Annotated in this window: 23 protein-coding genes and 1 pseudogene; 13 read left to right on the top strand and 11 right to left on the bottom strand. The window is 47.8% G+C overall.

Going from position 1 to position 24,787, the window contains the following annotated elements:
- Window positions 1-217: pseudogene (locus HRU42_RS04865) on the bottom strand (alkaline phosphatase); the annotation flags it as partial.
- A 158-nt stretch (window positions 218-375) separates the two neighbouring features.
- Between HRU42_RS04865 and HRU42_RS04860 the strand changes: the two are divergent.
- Window positions 376-549: a hypothetical protein gene (locus tag HRU42_RS04860; RefSeq protein ID WP_295029213.1), complete on the top strand. Its 174-nt coding sequence runs from the start codon at window positions 376-378 to the stop codon at window positions 547-549.
- Window positions 550-799: 250 nt separating this feature from the next.
- Window positions 800-1,537, top strand: a complete 738-nt coding sequence (locus tag HRU42_RS04855) for a hypothetical protein (RefSeq protein ID WP_295029212.1) — start codon at window positions 800-802, stop codon at window positions 1,535-1,537.
- A gap of 289 nt (window positions 1,538-1,826) precedes the next feature.
- Here HRU42_RS04855 and rsd read toward each other — a convergent pair whose 3' ends face one another.
- On the bottom strand, window positions 1,827-2,294 hold the full coding sequence (gene rsd / locus HRU42_RS04850) for a sigma D regulator (protein ID WP_295029211.1): 468 nt from the start codon (window positions 2,292-2,294) through the stop codon (window positions 1,827-1,829).
- A gap of 502 nt (window positions 2,295-2,796) precedes the next feature.
- On the opposite strand from rsd, the gene hemE reads away from it, so the two are divergent.
- Window positions 2,797-3,861, top strand: coding sequence for a uroporphyrinogen decarboxylase (gene hemE / locus HRU42_RS04845; protein WP_295029210.1), 1,065 nt, complete (start codon window positions 2,797-2,799; stop codon window positions 3,859-3,861).
- A gap of 121 nt (window positions 3,862-3,982) precedes the next feature.
- Here the strand turns inward: hemE and HRU42_RS04840 are convergent, their stop codons facing one another.
- The 4 genes from HRU42_RS04840 to HRU42_RS04825 form a co-directional block, all read right to left on the bottom strand.
- Window positions 3,983-5,458 (bottom strand): HAMP domain-containing sensor histidine kinase, encoded by a 1,476-nt coding sequence (locus tag HRU42_RS04840; RefSeq protein ID WP_295029209.1) that lies wholly within the window; start codon window positions 5,456-5,458, stop codon window positions 3,983-3,985.
- A 53-nt stretch (window positions 5,459-5,511) separates the two neighbouring features.
- On the bottom strand, window positions 5,512-6,252 hold the full coding sequence (locus HRU42_RS04835; protein WP_295029208.1) for a response regulator transcription factor: 741 nt from the start codon (window positions 6,250-6,252) through the stop codon (window positions 5,512-5,514).
- An 82-nt stretch (window positions 6,253-6,334) separates the two neighbouring features.
- Window positions 6,335-7,069, bottom strand: a complete 735-nt coding sequence (locus HRU42_RS04830) for a spondin domain-containing protein (RefSeq protein WP_295029207.1) — start codon at window positions 7,067-7,069, stop codon at window positions 6,335-6,337.
- An 11-nt stretch (window positions 7,070-7,080) separates the two neighbouring features.
- Window positions 7,081-7,782, bottom strand: coding sequence for a spondin domain-containing protein (locus HRU42_RS04825; protein WP_295029206.1), 702 nt, complete (start codon window positions 7,780-7,782; stop codon window positions 7,081-7,083).
- Between the two features lie 144 nt (window positions 7,783-7,926).
- Here HRU42_RS04825 and HRU42_RS04820 point away from each other — a divergent pair, with 144 nt between their 5' ends.
- Window positions 7,927-8,136 carry a hypothetical protein gene (locus tag HRU42_RS04820; protein ID WP_295029205.1) on the top strand — a complete coding sequence of 70 codons (210 nt, stop codon included), beginning with the start codon at window positions 7,927-7,929 and terminating at the stop codon, window positions 8,134-8,136.
- A gap of 66 nt (window positions 8,137-8,202) precedes the next feature.
- On the opposite strand, the gene purD is transcribed toward HRU42_RS04820, so the two are convergent.
- Window positions 8,203-9,495 (bottom strand): phosphoribosylamine--glycine ligase, encoded by a 1,293-nt coding sequence (gene purD / locus HRU42_RS04815; RefSeq protein ID WP_295029204.1) that lies wholly within the window; start codon window positions 9,493-9,495, stop codon window positions 8,203-8,205.
- 186 nt (window positions 9,496-9,681) lie between these two features.
- Window positions 9,682-11,271, bottom strand: a complete 1,590-nt coding sequence (gene purH, locus HRU42_RS04810) for a bifunctional phosphoribosylaminoimidazolecarboxamide formyltransferase/IMP cyclohydrolase (protein ID WP_295029203.1) — start codon at window positions 11,269-11,271, stop codon at window positions 9,682-9,684.
- A 310-nt stretch (window positions 11,272-11,581) separates the two neighbouring features.
- Here purH and zntR point away from each other — a divergent pair, with 310 nt between their 5' ends.
- Together zntR and HRU42_RS04800 are read left to right on the top strand one after the other, a co-directional pair.
- The gene (zntR, locus tag HRU42_RS04805; RefSeq protein WP_295029202.1) at window positions 11,582-12,061 is read left to right on the top strand and encodes a Zn(2+)-responsive transcriptional regulator; all 480 of its coding nucleotides are present in this window, start codon (window positions 11,582-11,584) and stop codon (window positions 12,059-12,061) included.
- Between the two features lie 2 nt (window positions 12,062-12,063).
- Entirely contained in the window at window positions 12,064-13,419 is a 1,356-nt protein-coding gene (locus HRU42_RS04800) for an SO_0444 family Cu/Zn efflux transporter (RefSeq protein WP_295029201.1), read from the top strand.
- Between the two features lie 92 nt (window positions 13,420-13,511).
- Here the strand turns inward: HRU42_RS04800 and HRU42_RS04795 are convergent, their stop codons facing one another.
- Both HRU42_RS04795 and HRU42_RS04790 read right to left on the bottom strand, forming a co-directional pair.
- Complete coding sequence (locus HRU42_RS04795) at window positions 13,512-14,552, bottom strand: DUF4382 domain-containing protein (protein WP_295029200.1); 1,041 nt, start codon at window positions 14,550-14,552, stop codon at window positions 13,512-13,514.
- A gap of 241 nt (window positions 14,553-14,793) precedes the next feature.
- Window positions 14,794-15,519 (bottom strand): YebC/PmpR family DNA-binding transcriptional regulator, encoded by a 726-nt coding sequence (locus HRU42_RS04790; RefSeq protein WP_295029199.1) that lies wholly within the window; start codon window positions 15,517-15,519, stop codon window positions 14,794-14,796.
- Between the two features lie 664 nt (window positions 15,520-16,183).
- Here HRU42_RS04790 and HRU42_RS04785 point away from each other — a divergent pair.
- The 3 genes from HRU42_RS04785 to HRU42_RS04775 all read left to right on the top strand — a co-directional run bounded on the left by HRU42_RS04785 (window position 16,184) and on the right by HRU42_RS04775 (window position 20,501).
- A complete protein-coding gene (locus HRU42_RS04785) occupies window positions 16,184-17,146 on the top strand; it encodes a TAXI family TRAP transporter solute-binding subunit (protein ID WP_295029198.1) in 963 nt (320 codons plus the stop codon).
- A 147-nt stretch (window positions 17,147-17,293) separates the two neighbouring features.
- Window positions 17,294-19,888 (top strand): TRAP transporter permease, encoded by a 2,595-nt coding sequence (locus HRU42_RS04780; RefSeq protein ID WP_295029197.1) that lies wholly within the window; start codon window positions 17,294-17,296, stop codon window positions 19,886-19,888.
- A 154-nt stretch (window positions 19,889-20,042) separates the two neighbouring features.
- A complete protein-coding gene (locus tag HRU42_RS04775; RefSeq protein ID WP_295029196.1) occupies window positions 20,043-20,501 on the top strand; it encodes a GNAT family N-acetyltransferase in 459 nt (152 codons plus the stop codon).
- Window positions 20,502-20,562: 61 nt separating this feature from the next.
- On the opposite strand, the gene HRU42_RS04770 is transcribed toward HRU42_RS04775, so the two are convergent.
- Entirely contained in the window at window positions 20,563-20,808 is a 246-nt protein-coding gene (locus HRU42_RS04770) for a hypothetical protein (protein ID WP_295029195.1), read from the bottom strand.
- 215 nt (window positions 20,809-21,023) lie between these two features.
- Between HRU42_RS04770 and HRU42_RS04765 the strand changes: the two genes are divergently transcribed.
- From HRU42_RS04765 to HRU42_RS04750, 4 genes are all read left to right on the top strand, one after another.
- Window positions 21,024-21,908, top strand: coding sequence for a radical SAM protein (locus HRU42_RS04765; RefSeq protein WP_295029194.1), 885 nt, complete (start codon window positions 21,024-21,026; stop codon window positions 21,906-21,908).
- 308 nt (window positions 21,909-22,216) lie between these two features.
- The gene (locus HRU42_RS04760; protein WP_295029193.1) at window positions 22,217-22,681 is read left to right on the top strand and encodes a hypothetical protein; all 465 of its coding nucleotides are present in this window, start codon (window positions 22,217-22,219) and stop codon (window positions 22,679-22,681) included.
- 457 nt (window positions 22,682-23,138) lie between these two features.
- Window positions 23,139-23,900 (top strand): uridine phosphorylase, encoded by a 762-nt coding sequence (gene udp / locus HRU42_RS04755; protein ID WP_295029192.1) that lies wholly within the window; start codon window positions 23,139-23,141, stop codon window positions 23,898-23,900.
- 421 nt (window positions 23,901-24,321) lie between these two features.
- Complete coding sequence (locus HRU42_RS04750; RefSeq protein WP_295029191.1) at window positions 24,322-24,783, top strand: NfeD family protein; 462 nt, start codon at window positions 24,322-24,324, stop codon at window positions 24,781-24,783.
- Window positions 24,784-24,787 lie beyond the last annotated feature (4 nt).

Here is a 24,787-nt window from a genome sequence, read left to right as displayed (position 1 = left end):
GTGCGCGTCTGGCATATTCCTCAAGAAGACCGACCTGCTGAGCGCCCATACCATCACCTATCATAAGGATCACATTCTTGACGCTGGTGATCTCTACCGGAGCCACTTCCTTAATGACTTCGACTTCTTTGATGACTTCGACGGTGTTAACTTCGTCATCATTACAGCCCGTGAGTAAAATCATTGAAATTGCTATTGCGAGCATACTTTTGTTTATACTTGTCATTGTCCGATCCCTGTCTTGTTTGTCGAAGACACTCTTGTTGATTAGATGTAACTGAGTTGCTGATTAATATAGGGTGATCAGGTTGCATTAATAAGACAGAAATATTTCGGTTTGAGTATGGACTCTAATTTTTAATTGATGAGGTAAAGATGTCTAAGAAAATTTTGAAATTTGAATATGAGAAAGAGACTAAAAATAGCGTGCGCTACCAAGAGATGCCGGAGCCGGGTCAGGCCCCCGTGCTTGGCACCCTCTACGTGCAGAAGTGGTTTGCCACAGACAGCAAGATATTAGAGATCACCATAGAGAAGAAAGACTCATAGTGATTGTTGCAGCGTATATAGCTCACCTTATTATCTACCATTAGCAACTATTGGACAAAGTATTAGCCCAAGAAGGAATGGCTGGGACCAGGCTTGGGCTGACGTTTTTAATTCACTGGACGTAGAAGCTCGAAGGGTGAGACAATAATGACGTAGAATAATTAATAATAGTGGTGATTTTCAATAGTTAGGTTAGGAAGTTTGTCGGAAGAGTTATCATGTACCTTATTTTATACCAAAAGGAATCGGTATGTCCAAGTTGTTAAGTATGTTTGTATTAGGTTGGGTTTGTGCAAGTGAATTGTGCTATGCGGATGAAAGAACTACAGTATTTTTAGACGATAATAAGATTATCTATCAAGGAGCGTTAACAAAAGAAGCCAATAATCAGGTATTTGAATTATACAAAAAAAATAGCACAAATATAAGCTGGATATCAATTAAAAGTGTTGGCGGCGAAGTCAATACCGGTCTAGATTTAGCTGAGTTTATTAACCAAAATGGCCTAAATATAGAAGTCACTGAGTATTGCTTATCTTCTTGTGCTAACTACGTTTTCCCTGCAGCAGATGAAAAATCAATTTCAACACATGCCTTGATTGGCTTTCATGGTGGCACCACGGGCATGGCTGCTGGTATGGTTGACTATATCAATACTCTACCCAAATCTGAGCGTGAGGCAAAGCAAAAATGGTTCGATGAATATGGTGCAAAAACGTTTGCAAGAGAAGCCGATTTTTATAAAGAAATAGACGTTAATCAGAAAATAACCACACTGGGTCAAAGTGATGCATATAAAAAATATGAAACTGTCGGTGATTATGTAGGTTGGTATTATTCAATCGGTGACTTGAATAAGCTCGGAGTCCAGAATATATCAGTTATCACCCCACCTTGGACATTTAAACAACTGTCAGAAAAGAGTAAGTTTTTTAAAGTTGATGTAATTATGTTTAAAAACAATCATATGTCAGAGCTGGTGATTTAAGCAGCGTTCGGGGGAGTACGTCTTCAGTTGGGTTCGTGAAGCAATTTTTAGCGACTGACTATAGGGTGTACTTGACTAAAGGTTCGCATAAAAATTGAGCAGCTGTAAGAGAACTGCTCAATAGTGGTTTAGCAAGGCATGGTAAGTGAACTAGACCCGTCAACGATGTACCGAATGTCATCAGGTTTAAATACGGTTTACTGACCTTTGATTCGAGTAGGCGGCGGTAACTGAAGCCAAGCACTTGCTTGGCAGTGTCTAGTATTGTCTTTGATAGCAGCATGAAGGCCTATGAATGCTTAGTGTGCAGCACTTCCAGTAACTCATCTTCTAATTCGAACCGTGTCTCCATCGCATGACCCAGTGACGACAAATCTTTATCGAGTTGATATAGGATTTGGTCATCGACGGATTCGGTATACTTTTCATTGAAGTCTAAGGCCGAATCTGTGGTTTCACTGATCCGTGGGACCAGGTTCTGCGCAAGAGATTTACTCGATGTGCCATTTCTCTCACATGCGGTGACGACTCGATCATAAACTTCGAAGTGTCCTTCGGAGACATAGTCCACTAACAAGTCACAAAATTCTTTGACTGTCTTAACGGTGGGAAGTGACTTTTCAGTCGACTCATAGGGCGGGATACCGGCAATTTGGCAATAGTTGATCAGTAGTTGGCGACGATTATTAAGCCAGTGATCGATAAGAGTGTTAGAGCCGCCCCACTTTCTTTCAGCTTTCTCGAGTCGTTTTAACATGATTGTTCCCATTTTAAAGTGCTTCCCTGACTTCTAATGTAGGTGACAAATAGGGTATTGATCAACCATTTTCGCCGATATAAGTGAGATATTCGTAAATAGTTAACATGGCTGTTTTGTATACAGAAAACGAAGTGAGATAGAGAGTTGAATCCGCTAGAAAATAAAATGCCCAGCGATAGAAATCTATCGCTGGGCGAGTAAAGTTTTTGCGGGCTCGATGCGACGAGCTTCTTGATTGTTCTTGCTAGCGCAGACTTTTTATACCAAAGGCCGGAGAGGTGTGCAACTTTTTTCTGTCAAACTGAGAACATTAACATTATTTTTTGTCAGAATATTTTACTTTATGATGCTGGAGAGTGCGCTAAGACGGTTCATCGGGGGGAAATTTCGTATCTGGGGGTTTTGTCACATAAATACTCAGATTAAGGTTACTTTATTAACGTAAATGCTAAACTAGCGACCCAAGCGGATATCACTATAAGTTTAGGAATCAAGCCAAATGGCAGAACTAAAGAATGATCGTTATTTACGTGCGTTATTGCAACAACCTGTCGACAGAACTCCTGTTTGGATGATGCGTCAAGCTGGCCGTTATCTGCCAGAGTATAAAGCCATCCGCGCTCAGGCCGGTGACTTCATGTCTCTTTGTAGAGATCAAGATCTGGCTTGTGAAGTGACGCTACAGCCGCTACGTCGTTATGATTTAGATGCTGCTATCTTATTCTCTGATATTCTGACTATTCCAGATGCCATGGGTTTAGGTCTTTATTTCGAGACTGGCGAAGGCCCACGTTTTCAGCGTCCGACCGACACTATCGATGCCATCAAGAAGCTATCTATTCCAGATCCGGAAGATGAGCTAGGTTATGTGATGCGTGCGGTAAGCACTATTCGTCGTGAGCTTAAGGGTGAAGTTCCTCTGATTGGTTTTTCTGGTTCTCCTTGGACACTTGCCACTTATATGGTCGAGGGTGGTTCGAGCAAGACGTTCGAAAAGATCAAGAAGATGGCCTACGAAGAGCCAGCCGCACTGCACATGCTGCTAGATAAGCTTGCCGATTCTGTGATCCTGTATCTGAATGCACAAGTCGCTAACGGTGCTCAATCCTTGATGATTTTCGATTCTTGGGGCGGCGCATTGTCTCACCATGCCTACCGTGAATTTTCACTGCGCTATATGCAGAAGATCGTCGACGGCCTGACTCGTCATGCCGATGGTCGTCAGGTGCCTGTTACCCTGTTCACTAAAGGTGGCGGTCTATGGTTAGAGTCTATGGCTGAGACTGGGTGTGATGCACTGGGTCTGGATTGGACCGTTGATATCGGTGACGCACGTCGCCGTGTCGGTAATAAAGTCGCGCTTCAAGGCAACATGGATCCTTCGGTACTCTATGCTTCACCTGAGCGTATTCATCAGGAAGTGGATCAAATCCTTGCTAGCTACGGTGAAGGAACCGGCCATGTATTTAACCTAGGCCATGGTATCCATCAACATGTCGATCCAGAGCATGCTGGCGCATTCATCAAGTCAGTCCATGAGCTGTCGGCGCAATACCATAAGTAACTTATGGCTAAGCGCTTGGCGATAAGTCATTAGCGCTAGGTTATTCGAGAAGACTCGCCTTTAAGGCGGGTCTTTTTTTGCTCCGATGTTTATCAAATTCAAACTCATATGCAAATATAGACTAGATCTTCTGCAGCTCTATCTGAAAACAGCTGCCCTCTCCCGGGGTGCTATCAATATTGATATTACACTCCAGCAGACCTAGTAATTGCCTCACTATCGCCAGCCCCACTCCGAGTTGCGGCAAGATATCATCGCGTTTAAAGCTAGGTTTATTACGCATCTGTTGCAGTGCCTGCAGCTCATGTTTATGCATGCCTGAGCCGTTATCGGATACGCTGAGCCAGAGACCTCGATGATTTAGATCTTTCGGGCTGGGGTTGGCGGCAATCAACTTGATACTTATGATGCCACCCGATGGCGTGTAGCGAATCGCATTATCGACCAGGTTAGACAGGACCCGCATCAATATCTGAGGGTCGGTGAAAATTGACAGGTTCTGGTCTATTTCGAAGTCGAGCTGAACCTTCTGTTTCTTGGCGCGAGGGGCAAAATATTGTTTTAATTCTTCCAGCAATAAGCTCAGCTTAGTCTCTTTCAAGTCAGGCGTTATCTGGCCGTTTTCCAGTGCCGCGAGTTCCAGCATCTGACTCAGCAGTTGCTGTATATACTTACCCGAATTGGCGGCGATTTCGATGAGGTCACTGCTGCGTTCATCGGCAGGCAATAATAACCAGGTATCGATATACCCCTGCAGTGAAGTCAGCGGGGTCTTAAGGTCATGTGACAGGTGCAACATGAAATCATGCCTCGCCTGCTGTTGGTGGTTGATGGCCTGGTGTTGTTCACTTATTTCATTGAGTAAGCGTTTTATATGTAAGCTCAGTTGACGGATCTCTATGCTACCGCGGTAATCATGAGATAGGCTTAAGCCATCGTCGAGTCTTTGGTTTTCGACCAGACGCAGGTCTTGTTCGAGCCTAGATAGCGGCGCGGTCAAGTATCTGGCTAGCAGGGCAAATAGGAGTAAGGCAAAGATGCCAGCCCCTATAAGCATGCCTCCCCAGATCCGCGGCGCCTGGTGTTCACTGGCCAAGGATTGCCACATATCAAAATCTTCGCCGCCTATGATGACATAGAGGTAACCGGTGATCTTGCCTGCGGCATCTTGCAGATGGGCGGCGGAGAATATTTTATTGCTATCGCTCGATCTAGGGTCCATGCCTTTAATTGGCAGCTCACCGCCTTCGATGAAGGCCTCTATGGCCTGAGTCGATATCTGTGGGCGTTTTATTTTCTCTTGCTTGGCATCATAGGCGATGACATTGCCTTGAATGTCTAAGGTGTAAATCTCGAAACTTGGTCCCAGAAGCATAAAGTCATGAAAGGCTTCTTTTAATGCAGCATCTGAGGTGATCCCTTGAGACAGCAAGGGGTTGATGTGTGCCATATGCAGAGCTAATTCTTGGTGCAGAGACTGCTGTACTTGATTACGGCTAAAGTCTTGGCTGAATTGAAACCACTGCCAAACGACTAGCATTAAGATGAAAACAATCACACTCGCCGACAACAGCAGTCGGCTAAATAAACTCTTCATGGTTTAGTCCTTAGAGCGATTCAGCAGTTTATCGGGCCTATCATGCTGATTTATTAATGGTTCATGGCTTGGCTCGGTGGCGAGAATTTATATCCTACTCCCCAGACGGTTTTCACTAAGTCTGCGGTGGATGCACAATGGGATAATTTGGCTCTCAGACGGTTAATATGACTATTGACCGTATGTTCATATCCGCTATATGAGTAACCCCATACGGCCTCGAGCAGCTGCATGCGGCTGAAAACTTGCTTGGGATGCTTAGCCATAAACAGCAAGAGATCAAACTCTCTGGCGGTGAGATCTAAATGGGTATCGAAGGCAATCACTTCTCGGGTGGTACAGTCAATCGTAATACCATAAAAATCCAGCCGTGTTTCTTGCTGGTCTTCTATCAGGTGGCTCCTGCGCAGCAAGGCCTTGACCCTAGCTCTCAATTCTAGGACGCTGAATGGTTTAACTAGGTAATCATCTGCTCCCGCTTCTAATCCGAGTACGATATCGGCCTCGGAATCTTTAGCCGTCAACATCATGCATGGCACCGTTTGGCCCGACTCTCTGAGTTGCTGGCACAACATGATGCCATCTCCGTCTGGAAGCATGCGATCGATGAGAATAAGATCGAATTGCTTGGTCTCTAATGCTGCTCTTGCATGTTTCAATGTGGTGCTATGGGACACGCCATAGCTCAAGGTATTGAGATTTAGCTTGATCAAGTTAGCCAGATCAGGCTCATCTTCCACGACTAATATATGGTGGCTATAGTGTTCACCAAGTGCCTTCTGTGTTCCATTCATCTTGAGTCGCCCAAAGCAGATCCGTAAATCAATAGACCTGACTCGGGCGGTATTTATTTCGAACAATTATTTTTTTGTGCGTTTATTTTAGACGTTCGACGGAGATCTTTAGCACAGGATTATCGAACCTATGGGAGGCTGATAATACCGAGTCGGCTAATCCATCGTCGGCGCTGATGACACCTGGATGAGCATGAACCCTATCGACATCATCTCGCGCGGCATTAAAGCCTTCGCCGCTGTCCGCAGGTCCGGGAATGCTTCCCTTCGCTTCGGAGTTGGCTTCGGTGCCAGCATCGTAGGCGATGGAGTTGAATTTCACCGTGGCGTTAACCGCTAGATCCATCAGAGACACACTGTTGACTCCGGCAAAGGCATCATTGGTGTTAACTAACATGGTGAGCAGCGAGATTGAGGCGACCTCATCCGGGCTAAGTTTGAGCTCGATACTTTCTGTCATGCCAGGGGCTAAAATTCCCTGACCCTTGACGAGTGCATCTATGCCCTCCATATCGGCAAAGCCCGCGCTATCGCCAGACTCGGCTAAGGTTTCCAGGGGCAGACTCGCCGGCTCGCCTGTTTGCCATACTGTCATGCCTGCCTGATGTCTTATTAAGGCAATAGGAGACATGGGCTGATTGGCGGTCAAGTTGGTCACAGTGACTCGGTAATCTTGTGTCGGCACCGGAACCGGTGGCGGTTCGGGTGTATCCATGGCGTCATTGTCATTATCTGAACAGGCACTCAGACTAACTAGAGTGGCTAGCACCATAGATGTTGTGAGTCGATTATGGGTCATATGTTTGATTATACTCATGATTAAGCCCCTTATTTAACGACCACGACGACTCTGGCGACCGGGTTCAGCCATCTGTGGATGCGGCTATCTAGGTCACTCATGCCACCCGCAGTATCGGTATCGCCTAATACACCCGGATGAATATGGACACGAGTATTACTGCTGCTGTCCATGACGCCGGTGCCATTGGTGCCGCCATCGCCTCCCGGTGCTGCCGGGATCCCAGGTGTACCTGGCATGCCGCCGCCATTAATAATTTCATCGTTCGCTTCGGTGCCCGCATCATAAGCATTGATGTTAAGGGTATAGGTGCCCGGAGTGGTCGGTATCTCCCATGCGTCTAGTCCGATGAAAGCATCGTTGGTCGGTAACACCATGGCGACTATCGACAGATGGGTCATAGCCTGAGTATCTAACATGATAGCGCTGGTTTTGGCGCCTGCCGCTAAGAGTCCCATGGCTGGATTCTCCACGGTTATCTCATTGTTGCCCATCGCTGCCGCGGCTAGATCTGCAATGGCTCCACCCTCTGCCATTTTTTGCAACGCGGGACTGGCCATCTCACCGGCTTGGAAAAGATGACTGGCATCATCATGGGCCGTGATGAGAATGGGAGTGAAGTGGTTGCCATGGGTCAAGTTGGTGATGCTTATCTCTAAATCGGCGGCAGAGACTGGAATGCTCATCATACTGCCGAGAATTAACAGGCGAGTGGTGTGGTGTAGCTTCATGGTGTATCTCCTTGTAGACGAATCGATTCGGTATCCTTTGATTGTTACAAAGTGATGTCACCGGGTTGTCGCGACTTAGTCACAAGTTGGATAAGAAAGTATCACGAAAGTGTCACATCTCATTTTTGAGTTAATGCTGATTGTTTGTGGTTTATTGGTCGTCTTACTGAGTTAGTTACCATAGAGTCTCAGTTTGTTAGAGATATCGTTCAGTTAGACTTGTTCGCCAATATCTATGCTGTGCCCCTGCCGGAGTTAAGCCTAGTTAAGAGAGTTAGCTTAGATGAAGCCTGGCGAGAGAGCCTCAACCTCTGTCCAGTTATCGGCCCTGCAGACCCGACTCTCAGGGTCTGACGGCATAAAAAAGCCCTCAATAGAGGGCTTCTACATTAATCTTGGGCGCTTAGGCGTTAGCTTTCTCTAACTCTCTCTAGAGATAGCGCGATAAGCAATATCGGTACGGAAGTAGACATCATCCCAATGGATGGTATCGACTAAGGCGTATGCGCTGGCTTGCGCCTCTGTCACTGTGTGTCCTAAGGCGGTGGCACAAAGCACGCGTCCACCATTAGTCACCACCTGGCCGTCTTTCATGCAGGTACCAGCATGGAATATCTTGGCGTCATTGTTGCCAAGGTTTAAGCCTAAGATCACATCGTGCTTACGATATGCTTCCGGGTAGCCACCTGCGGCTAAGACAACGCCTACGGCTGCGCGCGAGTCAAACTCGGCGGTGACCTTGTCCAGCTCACCACGTGTAGCCGCGAGACAAAGTTCTACCAGATCTGACTGAAGACGCATCATGATAGGCTGAGTCTCTGGATCGCCGAAACGACAGTTATATTCTAAGACTTTAGCGCTGCCGTCGGGAGAGATCATCAAGCCGGCATAAAGGAAGCCGGTGTAGACGTTGCCTTCAGCCGCCATGCCATCAACCGTTGGGCGGATCACATGATTTATCGTCCAGTCATGGACGGCTTGAGTCACTACGGGGGCAGGAGAATATGCACCCATGCCGCCGGTGTTAGGGCCGTTATCGCCGTTATCACGCGCCTTATGATCTTGGCTGGTGGCCATAGCGAGTATGTTGTTGCCGTCAACCATGACGATAAAGCTGGCTTCTTCGCCTGTTAGGAATTCTTCGACAACCACGCGGGAACCGGCGTCACCGAACTTGTTACCCTCGAGCATATCTTCGATAGCCGCATCGGCCTGCGCCTGATCTGCGGCGATAATCACGCCTTTACCCGCCGCTAAACCATCGGCCTTGATCACGATAGGGAAGCCTGTGCTTGCTGTCATCTCGGTGACATAGGCTTTAGCCGGTCCAATGTCGGTGAAATTTGCATAGGCAGCCGTTGGAATATTATGACGAGCTAAGAAGTCTTTGGTGAAGGCTTTAGATGATTCCAGCTGCGCCGCACCCTTAGTCGGGCCGAAGATGGGTAATCCGGCTTCATTGAAGGCATCGACGACACCCATAGCCAATGGTACTTCTGGGCCCACTATGGTGAGCTCGATCTGTTTATCTTGGGCAAAAGCGACCAGAGCCGCAATATCTTCGACATTAATGGCTAGGTTTTCTAACTTGGGTTCACTCGAGGTGCCGGCATTACCCGGTGCGACAAATACTGTGTCCACTTGAGCCGACTGCGCCGCCTTCCATGCCAGTGCATGTTCACGACCGCCTCCACCTATAACTAGTACATTCATTTTTTTATCCTTTATCGCTGCGCCATTTCCCCTATCTCAGTGTCAAGCATGCTCGTGTATGGGTATACACTGCGTGCTTTCCTTGACCTAGAAATAATGGCTTTGCGCTAAATATTAAAAATTTCAATTCGGTTCGAAATTCGAGGAGCTAGGAGCTAAACCCTAGTTGCTAGCTCCTTATTTCAATTAATGACGGAAGTGACGCATTCCGGTGAAGACCATGGCCATGCCGTGTTCATCGGCTGCGGCTATTATCTCTTCATCACGAATCGAACCACCTGGCTGTATGATACAGCTGATGCCAGCAGCGGCTGCCGCATCTATACCGTCACGGAATGGGAAGAAGGCATCCGATGCCATCACCGAATCTTGCACTTCTAGGCCTTCATCTGCGGCCTTGATGCCGGCGACTTTTGCGCTGTAGACACGGCTCATCTGGCCGGCGCCCACACCGATAGTCATGCTGTTCTTGGCATAAACGATGGCGTTAGACTTAACGAACTTAGCCACTTTCCAGCAGAACATAAGATCTTTCATTTCGGCGGCTGTGGGTTGACGCTTACTGACAACCTTAAGGTCATCGATTGCTACCATGCCCTGGTCGCGATCTTGTAGCAGCAGGCCACCGTTGACGCGTTTGTAATCGAGACTATTAGTCTTAGTGCCCCATTCACCACATTCAAGTAGACGCAGATTTGCCTTAGCGGCGATGACATCACGAGCGGCTTGGCTAACTTTGGGCGCGATGATCACTTCGACAAATTGACGCTCAACGATAGCGCTGGCGGTTTTCTCGTCTAGTTCACCGTTGAAGGCGATGATGCCACCGAAGGCCGACGTAGGATCGGTCTGGTATGCACGGTTATAGGCATCCAGTAGGTTGCTACCGATAGCCACACCACATGGATTGGCGTGCTTGACGATGACACAGGCCGGCTCACTGAACTCTTTAACACACTCGAGAGCCGAATCTGTATCGGCGATGTTGTTGTAAGACAGGGCCTTGCCTTGCAACTGAATCGCGCTGGCAACCGAGGCTTCATCGATATGAGCGTCAACATAGAAAGCGGCCGTTTGATGGCTGTTTTCGCCGTAACGCAGATCTTGTTTCTTGATGAGCTGTGTATTGAAGGTACGTGGGAATTTAGAGTCTTGAGGACACTCGTCTTTGCTGTGAGCTGGGACCATGGTACCAAAGTAATTTGCGATCATACCATCGTAAGCGGCGGTGTGTTCGAATGCGGCAATCGCTAAGTCGAAACGAGTCTCTAGGGTCGTGCTGCCGTCATTGTCATTCATCTCTTTGATAACGCGATCGTAATCTCGAGTGTTAACTATGATGGTAGTGTCTTTGTGGTTTTTAGCCGTAGAGCGAACCATGGTCGGGCCGCCGATATCGATATTCTCGACTGCATCAGCCAGAGTGCAGCCTTCTTTGGCGACTGTCTCTGCGAAGGGGTACAAGTTAACCGCCACAAGATCGATAGGCTTGATGCCGTTCTGTTCCATGACAAGTTCGTCGATACCGCGGCGCGCCAAGATGCCACCGTGCACTTTAGGGTGCAAGGTTTTGACACGACCATCCATGATCTCCGGATGTCCGGTATGTTCCGATACTTCAATGACAGGCACACCGTTGTCAGCCAAAAGGCGGGCGGTGCCACCAGTAGATAGCAGTTCTACGCCTTGAGCATGTAATGCTTTAGCAAACTCAAGGATTCCGGTTTTATCTGAAACGCTTAACAGCGCGCGACGAATGGGTCTGGCATTATTCATTTTGGGTACAGTGTCCAGTAGTTATTTTTAAGGATCTTTCGGAAAACTCAGTGGCGTCAAGGTGTAAAACGCCTCACCACTTTCCAAAAGTCCCTCAATTCTAGCTGCTTTGATGAGCCCCTATTCCTGCGCGCACATTTTACCGTAAAATGGCTTCATAGGCTTTTTTTTTCTGCGCGATTTCACAATACGCACAGGAGAACAAGCACAGGTCATAAATAAGTCGCATAATAACCCTTGACCTTAGATTTAACTCCAAGGTTTATACTCGCCATAAATGAGAGCCAATTGGGCCAAGCGGAGCCGAAACATGTATCGAATTGGAGAATTAGCTAAACAGTGTGAAGTGAAAGCCGATACCTTAAGGTTTTATGAAAAACATGGCCTGTTATCGCCATCTTCACGCACCGATTCCGGTTATAGGATCTATACGGAAAATGATGCCGAGCGACTGCGTTTTATTTTGCGAGCCAAGGCGGTGGGTTTTACCTTAGCCGAGATCAGCGAATTGCTCTCCATCGAGTTAGATAAATCGAATTGGGCGTGCGCCGATGTGAAGGGCATGGTGGACAGTAAACTCGCTCATGTCGAGGCTAAGATAGCCGAGCTTAAATACTTTCAGGTATCGCTGCAGCGATTATCCGATGCCTGTTGTGGTGGCCCTGAGAGCGCCGAGCATTGCTCCATATTGGAAGCGCTCGAGACCAATACAGATAATATTAAATGTGAGAATCATGGCCATCACCATGATGATTTTCAGTACACAAAAAATTGCCAAAATAAGGGTTAGGTATGTTGTTTGCGAATTTTATTGACCTCTTTTTAGATTCTGCTCCCTGGTTGCTGCTGGGGTTATTCTTGGCCGGTATGCTGAAGATGTTTGTGCCCATGGAGTGGATGCAGAAGCAGCTTGGTGGTCATGGATTTAAGACCACGGTCAAGGCGGCTATTCTAGGTGCTCCCTTGCCCTTATGTTCATGCGGAGTGATTCCGGCAGCCGTCGGCCTGCGCCGCTCAGGCGCCTCAAAGGCTGCCACGACTTCCTTTCTAGTCTCAACCCCGGAAACTGGCATCGATTCTGTGGCGGTATCTTATGTGTTACTCGGCCCTTTCATGGCCATAGCAAGACCCATAGCGGCTGTCGCGAGTGCGATTGTGGCCGGACTCTTAGTCGGCAGGGATGAAGATCCGTTAACAGATAAAGATGCGGGGAAAACAAATTCGGCAAAGGTAAGTCCTGCTGCCTCATCTTGCTGTAGCAGTAAAAAAGAGAAGCTTGAGCCTAAGGCTGAGAGCGCCTGTTGTAGTTCTGTTGCTAAGGCTGGACTTAAGACAGAGCCCAAGGTGGCTCCCGTCGTGACTATGACGCCTATAGCCGCCGGTGAAAGTCTGTTGGCGACGCCTATGACAAGTCCAGCTTCGGCAGCTACTGCAGACTCATGTTGTAGTAGTAAAGCCCAAGCGCCAAAGGAAGAGTCTTCATGTTGCGGCTCTGCCAAGAGCGAGTCGGCTGCCGGTGATGATGAAAGCTGCTGTGAGTCGACCAAGGACATCGCCGCCGAGCTTAGGGGGACACCTGTGATTAGCCGTATCGGCAAGGGCTTACATTTCGCTGCGACTGATCTAGTGCGAGACATCACCCTCTGGTTGTTGATCGGCCTGTTCTTCGCCGCATTAGTACAGACCTATGTGCCGGCAGATTTCATGGCGCAGTGGGGTGACGGCATCTTAGCCATGCTAGTGATGGTGGTCATCTCTGTGCCTATGTATATCTGCGCTACCGCATCGACGCCTATCGCCGCGGGCCTGTTGCTGGCGGGGGTATCACCCGGCGCCGTACTGGTCTTCATGTTGGCGGGACCGGCGACGAACATAGCCACCTTAGGTGTGGTAGCTAAGGAGCTGGGTAAGCGTGCGTTACTGGGTTACTTAGGGGGCGTGCTCGGGGTCGCGATAGTGTCGGGCATCATAGTGAACTATCTGGTAGACACCTTCGGGTTCGTGGTCATGCCTCAAGTGGGTGAAGAGCATAATATGTTGCCCGATGTCATCGTCTATAGCTCAGGGATCTTGTTAACCATTCTTATGGCGAAAGTCATGCTGGATAAGCTGCCTAAGAATTGGTGGCGCAGAGATTGTTGCTCATAAACCGCTAGCGTCACTAAGGTGACATCAAGATAGCTATTATATAGATCAGTATTAAGGCACTCAGATGAGTGCCTTAATACTATTCATTGCTGTTAAGCATCTGGATCGAAATCTATGGGAAAGTGACGCTCGACGGTTTCTTCGAGTATCACATCAACTGATTGCTCATCGACATGGATAAAGAATGCATCAGTTAAATCGTCAGGTTTGTTGGCTGCATCCGGGTCATCATTTTGTGCAACACAGGTATAGCCTAAGCTGTGATCTCCGGCGACGACGAAACCAAATTCATATTCATGGCCTATTACAGCCTCTGCTCCATCGGTTATCTCATTGACTCTAGCCGAAGCAATGGGCGCCACTTCGGTGAGTAGGTAAGGGACTTCATCCCCTCTAAAATCTGCCATATCGGCTAATGCTGTGGCCGTCGGGTAGAGATAAACTGCCGGGCTGTACACATCGGCTAAACCCAGTTCAACGGCGGCTGATTCACAGCTCGCCATGGTCTCTGGGCTAATCTGACCCGTTATGGCCCCGACATCTGAGACATTAACCAGCTGCACCGAAGTGGGTTTGAGTGTCCAGTAATCATGAGCGCCATGAGGGGCTTGCAGACCTTTGGCTAGATTAAACTCGGCGACAAAGGTGTTGGTGCCAGCGGCGATAGTAAACGCTTTATTGAAGAACAGGCGGCCAGTGTCTTCATCTTCTGCTCCAACGCCACCACAGCTGCCATTGCTATTGGTCGTTAGGCCTTCGATGCCATCGGCTGTTTCTACATATGAACTTTCGGCATTAGCGGTTTCACTTTTTTGGATGTAAATACACATCTGGTATTCACCCAAGGGGACAGATTGGCCACTGACCAAGGTTTCGACCTCTTGACCTTGCACCAAAAGCAGATCCACATGTTTGAGTTCACCACCTTCTGCGACATCAAACGAGATAGAGCCTTCACTATTTTTTAACACGACTTGCTTAAAGGCAATATTGACGACTTCGGCATCGGCTGGATTATCCGATACGCCCAGGTTAAATATTCCGGGAGTGTCTGGTGTGCTGCTATCGCTGCCACCACAACCTGCTAGCAGGCCAGTCAGGGCGATAGCGAGTATTGTCTTGGTATGTTTCATATTTCACCTAATATTTTATGTTTGAATCTAAGAAGCGCTTTGTCGTCTCGTTATTGTGCTCTCTTAGTATGGTATTGCGTTAAATATAGTTCTCCGTGGGAGATTAGGATAGGGATAGAGACTGAAAAGTCTATTAAGAATGATGCTTAGGCGCGGAAGATGTAAAAGGGTTAATCTGCGATGAGCGAAAGGTTAATATTCCAAGGCGCTATGAGGGAAATAGCACCTTGGTTTGGCGGCTTTACTCAGGTAACTCAGCGTTGTGATAGACGTGCTGCACGTCGTCACAATCATCCAGAGCCGCTAAGAATTTTTCAAATTGCTCAATCACTTCAGGATCTGTGATGTCAGTAAAAGTTTGCGGCACGAAGGTGATCTCTTCCACTTCGAAGCTAATATCCGGTGTCTCTTCGGTCAAAGAGGTCTTCACCTTAAAAAACTCTGTGTGCGGTGCAAAGACACTGACGATACCGTCTTCAACTTCGATATCGGTGACATCGACATCGGCCATCATCAGGGTTTCAAGTACGGCTTCTTCATCTTCACCCTTGAAGGCAAATACGGCTTGATGGTCAAACATGTGGCCAACCGTACCAGGTCCGCCTAGCTTGGCATCGTTTTTAACGAAGGCTTGACGCACTTCGGTGAAGGTACGCTTACCATTGTCGGTTAAGCAGTCGACTATGACCATGGCGCCACCTGGGCTGAAACCTTCGTAACGGGCAGTGACATAATCTTCGCCGCCGCCGCCTCTGGCCTTCTCGAGAGCGCGCTCGATCACGTGAGCCGGAACCTGATCTTTCTTAGCCTTGGCGATCATTTGACGAAGTGGCAGATTGCCGTCGGGGTCGAAGCCACCATTCTTAGCGCAAACGTAAATCTCTTTACCGTATTTTGAGTAAATTCTGGTTTTTTGGCCAGCAGTTTTAGCCATAGACTCTTTGCGGTTTTGGTATGCTCTTCCCATCTTGATCTATCTCATTAAGCTTAAAAAAATTGTCTGCAATGTTAGCAGCTTTAAAGCCATTTTTGCAGGTGAGGAGTTTTTAATTTGAGACGCAGACGCCGATTTAGACCAATTAGTCGATCTGGTTCTAGATTAGAGTGCTTTACGCTTACTCTGGCTAAAACAATTTGACCTTAAATGGGATCTGTTTTTTCTTCAACTCTACTTGAAGTATTGGCCCTGTATTAGCCTCTTTAGTTGATATATTGCTTGGCTATTATCCATTTTCCAATATATCATGCTGCAAACCTAAGCTAATACCCTGTAAACGTCGATGGGATCACGCTGAGTGATACATTTTGATGCATTTCGATCAATTTGTTTTCCTCTGTATGCCTGAATTTTGCAAAAGCGAACTTTGTGTTGCCTGTAGGTTTATCTCTTGGCGGTATATTTCACTATCTGGGCTTTTTATTCTGGTTGGACTTGCTTGAAATGGCCAGATCTATGAGTGTTTAACTCTAAATTAGAGCGTGCCAATAAAGTGAATGTGAAAATTTATTGTTTTTAAGTTCATCTTATGCTCATCGAGTCAATGACTTTGAGCTGGTGTCTGAACTTGAGGGCCCGCAGGTCTTGTTGGGAAAATATCACGCCGACACTTTACGAACTGAAGGAAACAAGCATGTTTAAGAAATCTATATTAGCTGCAGCGGCGCTATCGACTATGGCATTGAGCCCCTTAGTCCAGGCACAAGAATTTATCACAATCGGAACAGGCGGTGTCACCGGGATCTATTATCCTGCTGGCGGCGGCATGTGTCGCTTAGTTAATCAGAATAACCAAGAACACGGCATGCGCTGTTCGGTCGAGAGTACCGGTGGTTCAGTTTACAACCTCAATACCTTACGAGCGGGTGAGCTTGAATTCGGTATCGCCCAATCTGATCAGCAATACAATGCTATTGTGGGTGAAGGTGCATTTTCCAATGCGGAGCCTTATGAAGAGCTACGTTCAGTCTTCTCTATCTATACTGAGGCTTTCACTGTTGTCGCTCGTAAAGATGCCGACATCACCACTTTCAACGATCTTAAAGGCAAGCGCGTCAATATCGGTGAGCCAGGCTCGGGTCAGCGTGCCACTATCGAAGCCATCATGGATGCTAAAGGTTGGACCCGTAGCGATTTCCGTCTCGCATCCGAGCTAAAAGCAGCCGAGCAAGCCCAGGCACTCTGTGACAACAAGATCGATGTCATGGTCTATTTCGTGGGTCACCCAAATGGTGCGGTGCAGGAAGCGACAACATCCTGTGATACGGTTGTCGTGAGTGTCGATGACAAGGAAGTGCAGCAGATGGTCGAGTCTACGTCTTACTTTGTCTCCTACGACATCCCAGGTGGCATGTACAGTGGCAATGATGAGCCTGTGACGACCCTTGGCGCCAAGGCAACATTGGTGACCAGCAGTAAGGTCTCGGATGAGACGGTTTATTGGGTGGTTAAGTCGGTATTCGACAGCTTCGATAACTTCCGTCGCCTACATCCTGGCTTCGCTAACCTGACTAAAGCAGATATGCTCGAAGGTAACACGGCGCCACTACATCCAGGTGCTGAGAAGTACTTCAAAGAGGTTGGCTTAATCGACTAGGTCAGCAAATCGCAAGACAAAAATTTGGTTAAATTTTAGGGCAGTGTAGTGTTTCTACACTGCCCTAATGTGTCATTAGATTTCTAAAATTCTATTTTTGTGCTGCCCGTCGAGGGATAGAACAATTAGTCCAAGCAGGTTATTTATATGCAAAAAACACAAGAGCAAGGTGCCGTGGCAGACATGGCCGCCAGCAGTGATTCCGGAGCTCGGCAGTTGAAAGGACTCGCTGGCAAGCTCATTACCGGTATTGCCTTATCTTGGGCCTTGTTCCAACTTTGGTATGCCTCGCCGCTGCCGTTTATGCTAAATATCGGCATCATCAATGATACACAAGCTAGGGTGATCCACCTGGCATTTGCCGTTTTTCTCGCGTTTACGGCATTTCCAGCCTTTAAATCGTCGAATAAACACAGTGTTCCCATCCTAGATTGGGTGTTTGCCTTCGTGGGCGCAGGCGCCTGCCTGTATCTTTTCTGGTTCTATGAGCAGTTATCTAGTCGTCCGGGCGCGCCCATCTCGATGGATATCTATGCGGCAGTGATTGGCATGGTCTTATTGCTTGAAGCCACTCGTCGCGCCTTAGGCCCGCCCTTGATGATAGTCGCGTGCGTGTTCTTGTTTTATATCTTCGCCGGCCCCTTGATGCCTGAGGTGGTCTCCCATCGTGGCGCATCACTGTCCAAGGCTGCCAGTCATCTGTGGATCACCACCGAAGGGGTATTTGGCATAGCCTTAGGTGTCTCTACCAGCTTCGTTTTCCTGTTCGTGCTCTTCGGTGCCCTGTTAGAGAAGGCTGGAGCGGGTAATTACTTTATCAAGATGGCATTTGCTCTGTTGGGCCATATGCGCGGCGGGCCTGCCAAGGCGGCCGTGCTCGCATCGGGTATGACTGGATTGATCTCAGGTTCTTCCATCGCCAACGTGGTCACGACGGGCACCTTTACCATCCCCTTGATGAAACGCATGGGGATGCCGGCTTACAAGGCCGGTGCAGTAGAAGTTGCTGCATCTTGTTATGGGCAGATCATGCCGCCGATAATGGGCGCCGCGGCGTTCCTTATGGTGGAATATGTGGGCATCCCCTATGTGGAGGTGATCAAGCACGCCTTCATTCCGGCGATTGCCGCGTACCTGACCTTCCTTTACATCATGCATCTCGAGGCATTGAAGGCTAACCTGCAGGGCATACCGCGCACCGAAGCGCCGGCACCTTGGAAGGTACGCCTGTTGCGCTCGGGTATCACCATCTCCAGCCTGATTATTCTCGCCGGTGTGGTGTATTTTGTATTGGATTTTATCAAGACCAATACTGGTGATGCCGCGGTTTGGCTCATCTCTGTGGGCACCTTGCTGGCCTATGTCTTCCTGGTGTCTCGCAGTGCTAAGTATCCGGACCTAGAGGTAGACGATGCTAACAGTACTATGCCTGTGCTGCCTAAGCTTGGTCCTACGGTTAAGTCTGGTCTGCACTTCTTGTTACCTGTGGTTATCTTAGTTTGGTGTCTGATGGTGGAGAAGCTATCTCCAGGTCTTTCGGCCTTCTATGCTACCGCCTTTATGATCTTTATTCTCTTGTCACAACGACCGCTATTTAGCTTCTTCAGGGGACAGAATAGGGGAATGGCTGATATCAAGGCGGGTGTACGAGATCTGCTCGATGGCTTAGAAATCGGGGCCAGAAATATGATCGGCATAGGCGTGGCTACTGCCGCCGCCGGTGTGGTCGTCGGCGCCGTGACCTTGACAGGCCTGGGCCCTGTGATGACCGAGCTGGTGGAGGTATTGTCCGGTGGTAGCTTAGGCTTGATGTTGGTCTTGATCGCGGTGATCAGCCTGATCTTGGGCATGGGCCTGCCGACAACGGCCAACTATATTGTTGTGTCTAGCCTGATGGCGCCAGTGGTGATTAGTTTAGGTGCTCAGCATGGTTTGATTGTGCCGCTTATCGCGGTGCATCTGTTTGTGTTTTATTTTGGCATCATGGCAGACATCACTCCTCCAGTGGGTTTGGCGGCCTTCGCGGCATCGGCAATCTCTAAGGCCGATCCGATTAAGACTGGGGTGCAAGCCTTTAAATATGCCATGTTGACTGCGGTTCTACCGTTTATGTTTATCTTCAATACCGACATCATCTTGGTGGGCATAGATAGCATCTGGCAGATGATATTCATCTTTAGCTATACCTTAGTGGCCATGTGTCTGTTCGCTTCGGCAATGCAGGGATATTTCGTGACCTTCAATAAGCGTTATGAGTCGGCGCTACTTATTCTGGTCGCCTTTAGCCTGGTTCGTCCTGATTTTTGGCTGAATCAGTTCCAACCTGAGTTTATTGACCTTCCTGGTAGTGAGATAGTTCAGGTTGTTGAGACGCTGCAAGATGATGAGCCGCTACGCTTGATGATGGGTTATCAAACGTATCGAGGTGAGAGTAAGCAGATGGTGGTGATGCTGGAGTTGCCTCAGGCTGATACTGCCCAGCAACGTCTCGATGATGCTGGCTTGATGCTGGTGCAAAACGATAAAGGCCAGACAATAGTCGACATGGTCGGTTTCTCCAGTAACGCCCAGAAGGCAGGTATTGACTTCGATCAGCAAGTTATCGCGGTACAACAGACGAATATTCGCTTCGCTAAAGAATGGATATTCATTCCGGCCCTGATGCTGGCAGGATTCGTCTTCTGGCGTCAGCGTAGAAGAGTAGAATCTGAGCCGCTAGCCGAGTCTGTGCCGGGTTACTAAGCGTTTCTAGTTAACACCATCGAATCAGCCGCGAACACCCAGTTCGCGGCTTTTTTATGTCTGTGTGTTTGGCATTGAGATGAAATCCGGGCAGTGAGGCTTAGATTTATGGGCCTTGTGATAGACTGAGTTTTTGCCCTGACGGAGAATGAAAATGCAGTGGAGCGACTTGGCATTTAATGCACTCTCAGTCGATGAGTTATATGAGCTGCTAAAGCTCAGAGTCGATATCTTCGTGGTGGAGCAAAACTGCCCCTATCCGGAGCTGGATGATAAAGACCGACACAGTGAAACACGGCATTTGCTTGGACGAAATTCTCTGGGTGATATTGTGGCCTATGCACGAGTGTTGGCCCCGGGTGTGAGCTATCCAGAGGTGAGTATTGGCCGTGTTGCCGTGGCAGAGCAAGCTAGGGGAGCCGGTGTCGCCCATCAACTGATGGCTGAATCCATGAGAGTCGCTGGTACCTATTGGCCCAATGAGGATATTCAGTTAGGCGGACAAGAATATTTGCAGAGTTTCTATCAGAAGTTAGGCTTCGATCCTGTGTCTGAGGTGTATCTGGAGGATGGGATCCCACATCTGGATATGCTCTATAAAACCGGTAAATAAAGTTGCACTCCAGGGATAAGGGGGAGCGCTCTTTTCTGGGGATGACCACAATAAATTGCTATCATTCCCTTAGCTGGATCTCAGCGTCGAAATCGACTACACCATCCTGATCGATACTCGCCACTTGGTCATGCTGTGCGATCACTGCTAATGGTCCAGAGGGCAAATGGCGGACAAACAAGAGTCGATAACCGAATCTATGTAGGCTGTATAATGCGATCTTTTGCTCGGCGGTCATTAAGTACCAATGTTCGCTTTGCTCCAGCTCGGTACTTCGCCTATCTTGCGGTTGTTGTGCTATTTGCATATTTTCATCTTCACGTATGCAGGCCGATGCTGCCTGTCTGTTGCCGCAATTCGTGCGCTCCCTCTCGAGAGAGGCTAGGTGAACTGTTATAGTGACAGCTCGCGCTGATCGAAAAGTGAACTATATCATCGTATGCTTATTTACGAATCGATAAAAGTCTTTCTTGAGAGCTAGTTCACACTTTATTAGGTATAAGTTTATTAGAAGAGGTTAACTTGCTGAATTATATCGAGCCTGTGTTTCGTCCCCCATCTGAGTGGAAGTCACTTATCTTGCAGGTGACTAATGGTTGTAGCTGGAATAAGTGCAGCTTCTGTGACATGTACACGGCACCACAGAAACGCTTTCGTGCCCAGAAAATGGATAAAGTGGCCGATGATATAAAGGCGATTGCTCGTCGGCGAGTGAGTGTTGGCCGGGTTTTTCTGGCCGACGGCGATGCCATGAGCCTGCCTTTTTCCAGACTGGAAGAGATCTGTTTGCTGATCAAGGAACACTTGCCTCAGGTTACAAGAATAAGCAGTTATTGCTTGCCGAGAAACCTGAAAAATAAGAGCCCAGAACAGCTGCTTAGATTGAGGGAACTAGGCTTATCCTTACTCTATATCGGCTGTGAGAGTGGCGACGATGAGGTGCTTAAGCGTATCGAGAAGGGTGAGACCTATGCGTCTTCCCTGGAGGCGTTGCATAAGATAAAGGCTGCCGGTATAAAGTCATCTGTGATGATTCTCAATGGCTTAGGTGGAACAGATCTCACTGAGCAGCATGCGATCAACTCGGCTCGCTTGATGAATGCTGCCCAGCCAGAATTCCTTTCGACTCTAGTCGTGACCTTGCCCTTGGGCACACAGAGAATGGATAAAGCCTATGACGGAATTTTTCAACTGCCCGATCAGATGGGGCTATTCAAGGAAATGCATACCCTGTTACAAAATTTGGAGTTGAATAAAACGATATTTCGTTCGGATCATGCATCGAATTATCTGGTGCTCAAAGGCGTATTAGGCAAGGACAAGAACGAGCTGCTTGCTCTTGTCGAAGGTGCAATACACAGACCTCATGAGACGATACTCAGACAGGAATGGCAGCGGGGTCTCTAGCAGCCTAATCTAGGCTCATGTATGTATTTTGGGGATGACTAGGGGCAGTTAGGGTATGGAGTAATAACCTGGCTGGCTATATGGTTGAAGCCATTGATGCCCTTCTCATTGAGGCTGGATGACCGGGTTACCCATATCTGTTGATATTTGTCGCTATATTGTTAGCCTTTTGCTAGGGCGCCTGTTGGCATCTTGTGCTACTTGAGGTTCAACGTGAAGAAGATCATCAATTAGCGCGACACTTGAGGTGATATCAGTAGGGGTAGGATACTCTATCGCCTCATATGACTTAATTCAGGAACTAAATAATGAGAGCGTTTATTTTTGCCATCTGTACCCTGTTTGCCGGCTTTACTCAGGCATCTTTCTATGCCGAGGGCGAGCTTATGTCCTCGTTCCAACTGCAAGATCAGTTTGAAAATGAAGTGACAGTATCTTCTGCCACTGAGGTCCTGTTGTTCAGCCGCAACATGAAAGGCGGCGATATCATCAAGGAAGCCCTCGAACAGCTTAAGGCCGATGATCAGCAAGGCCTTAATAGCTTAGTGTATGTGTCAGATATCAGTGGCATGCCTTCTTTAATTGCCAGATTCGTGGCTATTCCTAAGATGAAAAAACTGCCTTTTTCCATGGGGCTGGATAGGGAAGGGGATGTGACTAATATGCTACCCGGTGAGGAAGATAAGGCGACATTGATCCGCTTAGATAAACTTAAAATAATCGATGTGGTCTTTATTGAGTCGAGTGAAGCCTTGCTCATGGAGTTGAAATAATCTCAGTGGCGCCTAGTGATGGCCGCTTCGATATTCTGGTGTTAGCTAACAGGTTATAAATAAAATGGGCGCTTAGCGCCCATTTTCAGTGAAGTCTCACACCAAGCCCTGATTTATTCGGCTTGCTTGAGGCTCGAGAATCCCTCCCGCAGTTTTTCCCCTGATTCAAGTTTAGATTAGCTCAGTTTATAGCGATGAATGTGATTTGAGGCAACCAGACTAAAATGAGTTAATTTGAACGAGTTGGCTTCGCAAGTGTGCCTATCTTACTGAGCTCTATGGACATCTATGCTATTTAGACACGATAGACCAAGGAATCGCTTTTTGTAACTGGATTACATCACATATTTACCAGTTGCCAGAAAAAGTGTGATCGAGTTAACCTTATCTGCTTCGATACTAGGTTAAAGTCGAAATTAGCAGAAAATTATAATCAAAATTGAAAGGGGTTTTCACCATGTCTGATGTATTTCATTTAGGCTTGACCAAAAAAATGTTAGATGGAGCAAGTTTGGCGATAGTGCCAGGGGATCCTGAGCGCGTAAAGCGTATAGCCGAATTGATGGAAGGGGCGACATTTCTAGCCAGCCATCGTGAATATACCAGTTATCTGGCATATATAGACGGTAAAGCCGTGGTTATCTGCTCAACGGGTATCGGTGGTCCATCGACATCTATTGCCGTTGAGGAGTTGGCGCAACTGGGCGTGACGACTTTCTTACGCGTAGGCACGACGGGCGCAATTCAACCTCAAGTTAATGTTGGTGATGTGATAGTGACACAGGCATCGGTACGTTTGGATGGTGCAAGCTTGCACTTCGCTCCAATGGAGTACCCTGCCGTTGCTAACTTTGAATGTACTACCGCTATGGTCGCTGCGTGTCGCGAAGCGGGTCTCGAGCCACATATCGGCATCACCGCATCTTCCGATACCTTCTATCCAGGTCAAGAGCGTTACGATACGGTTTCCGGTCGAGTGACTCGTCAATTCAAAGGCTCGATGCAAGAGTGGCAAGACTTAGGCGTGTTGAACTATGAGATGGAATCATCGACGTTATTCACCATGTGTGCTTCTCAAGGTTGGCGTGCAGCCTGTGTTGCGGGTGTTATCGTGAATCGTACTCAGCAGGAGATCCCTGATGAAGCTATGATGAAGAAAACAGAGGTCAGTGCCATCTCGATCGTTGTTGCGGCGGCGAAGAAATTATTGGCTGAATAATATCAGTCAGAGCTTAGCTGCAATTAGCGCTATTTGATTCAATTTAGCTCTAATTAGTGCAGCTTGGACACGAGTACAGATATAAAAAAGGCGCCTCAGGCGCCTTTTTCGTTATTATGGATTAGAAATGGTCTGTGGCGCTCACCGCATAGGTGTGCCGCTCTATGCCGTCTACACCACTAAATAAAGCCATTGGTTGTTCATCTTGGTTGGGCCGAAACTGACTCGTTCACGCAGGGGTAAGGGTATGAATAAAAATAATAATCATAATCAATAATCAATAATCAGAATAATCCTTTTTAATCAAACTATTGTGACAAGAGCAACTCAGTTTACGCTCACGCTTGACATATTATGTCGCGAAAGGTGCTAACTACTGATATAGTGGTTTTTTATGGAAACTATGATTTTAGGGGGAAATATGGAGTTTTCTAATCCCATCCTCATCTGGGCCTGTCTGGGTGTTTTTTTGATGCTGGCGGAGATAATTATCCCGGGTGGCATTGTCATCTTACTCGGCGGCGCCTGTTTACTGGTTGCTGGAGCCTTGGCTGTTGGGGTCGTCGATGGAATCGTGCAGGCCTTGACCCTGTGGTTTATCGTATCTATCGTTCTATTGCTGAGTTTTAGACAAGTGACGCAGAAATTGGTCGGTGGAGATGTTCATGTGGCCAGCACGGACGAGGAGTTGGATCTCTATAATCAAATAGCGCTAGTTAAACAGGCAATAGGCCCAGCGCAGAAACAAGGCCGTATCGAGTTTCAAGGAACTGAATGGTCAGCGCTAGGTGATGGCAGCGAAATAGCAGCCGGATCTCGGGTGCGTATCATCTGCAGAGATAATATTGCCTTCGTTGTCGAGCCCTACGAAGGGACAGAATAATCAA

Origin of the sequence: Shewanella sp. (assembly GCF_013214165.1) — a bacterium.
GTDB lineage: Bacteria > Pseudomonadota > Gammaproteobacteria > Enterobacterales > Shewanellaceae > Shewanella.
The sequence above is the reverse complement of the archived record's forward strand: the minus strand, read 5'-3'. Positions and strand labels throughout refer to the sequence as shown.

Bases quoted from the DNA above. Each gene is read 5' to 3' on its own strand.
- HRU42_RS04860 (WP_295029213.1), top strand. From the start codon at position 376: ATGTCTAAGAAAATTTTGAAATTTGAATATGAGAAAGAGACTAAAAAT.
- HRU42_RS04855 (WP_295029212.1), top strand. From the start codon at position 800: ATGTCCAAGTTGTTAAGTATGTTTGTATTAGGTTGGGTTTGTGCAAGT.
- rsd (WP_295029211.1), bottom strand. From the start codon at position 2,294: ATGTTAAAACGACTCGAGAAAGCTGAAAGAAAGTGGGGCGGCTCTAAC.
- hemE (WP_295029210.1), top strand. From the start codon at position 2,797: ATGGCAGAACTAAAGAATGATCGTTATTTACGTGCGTTATTGCAACAA.
- HRU42_RS04840 (WP_295029209.1), bottom strand. From the start codon at position 5,458: ATGAAGAGTTTATTTAGCCGACTGCTGTTGTCGGCGAGTGTGATTGTT.
- HRU42_RS04835 (WP_295029208.1), bottom strand. From the start codon at position 6,252: ATGAATGGAACACAGAAGGCACTTGGTGAACACTATAGCCACCATATA.
- HRU42_RS04830 (WP_295029207.1), bottom strand. From the start codon at position 7,069: ATGAGTATAATCAAACATATGACCCATAATCGACTCACAACATCTATG.
- HRU42_RS04825 (WP_295029206.1), bottom strand. From the start codon at position 7,782: ATGAAGCTACACCACACCACTCGCCTGTTAATTCTCGGCAGTATGATG.
- purD (WP_295029204.1), bottom strand. From the start codon at position 9,495: ATGAATGTACTAGTTATAGGTGGAGGCGGTCGTGAACATGCACTGGCA.
- purH (WP_295029203.1), bottom strand. From the start codon at position 11,271: ATGAATAATGCCAGACCCATTCGTCGCGCGCTGTTAAGCGTTTCAGAT.
- zntR (WP_295029202.1), top strand. From the start codon at position 11,582: ATGTATCGAATTGGAGAATTAGCTAAACAGTGTGAAGTGAAAGCCGAT.
- HRU42_RS04800 (WP_295029201.1), top strand. From the start codon at position 12,064: ATGTTGTTTGCGAATTTTATTGACCTCTTTTTAGATTCTGCTCCCTGG.
- HRU42_RS04795 (WP_295029200.1), bottom strand. From the start codon at position 14,552: ATGAAACATACCAAGACAATACTCGCTATCGCCCTGACTGGCCTGCTA.
- HRU42_RS04790 (WP_295029199.1), bottom strand. From the start codon at position 15,519: ATGGGAAGAGCATACCAAAACCGCAAAGAGTCTATGGCTAAAACTGCT.
- HRU42_RS04785 (WP_295029198.1), top strand. From the start codon at position 16,184: ATGTTTAAGAAATCTATATTAGCTGCAGCGGCGCTATCGACTATGGCA.
- HRU42_RS04780 (WP_295029197.1), top strand. From the start codon at position 17,294: ATGCAAAAAACACAAGAGCAAGGTGCCGTGGCAGACATGGCCGCCAGC.
- HRU42_RS04775 (WP_295029196.1), top strand. From the start codon at position 20,043: ATGCAGTGGAGCGACTTGGCATTTAATGCACTCTCAGTCGATGAGTTA.
- HRU42_RS04770 (WP_295029195.1), bottom strand. From the start codon at position 20,808: ATGCAAATAGCACAACAACCGCAAGATAGGCGAAGTACCGAGCTGGAG.
- HRU42_RS04760 (WP_295029193.1), top strand. From the start codon at position 22,217: ATGAGAGCGTTTATTTTTGCCATCTGTACCCTGTTTGCCGGCTTTACT.
- udp (WP_295029192.1), top strand. From the start codon at position 23,139: ATGTCTGATGTATTTCATTTAGGCTTGACCAAAAAAATGTTAGATGGA.
- HRU42_RS04750 (WP_295029191.1), top strand. From the start codon at position 24,322: ATGGAGTTTTCTAATCCCATCCTCATCTGGGCCTGTCTGGGTGTTTTT.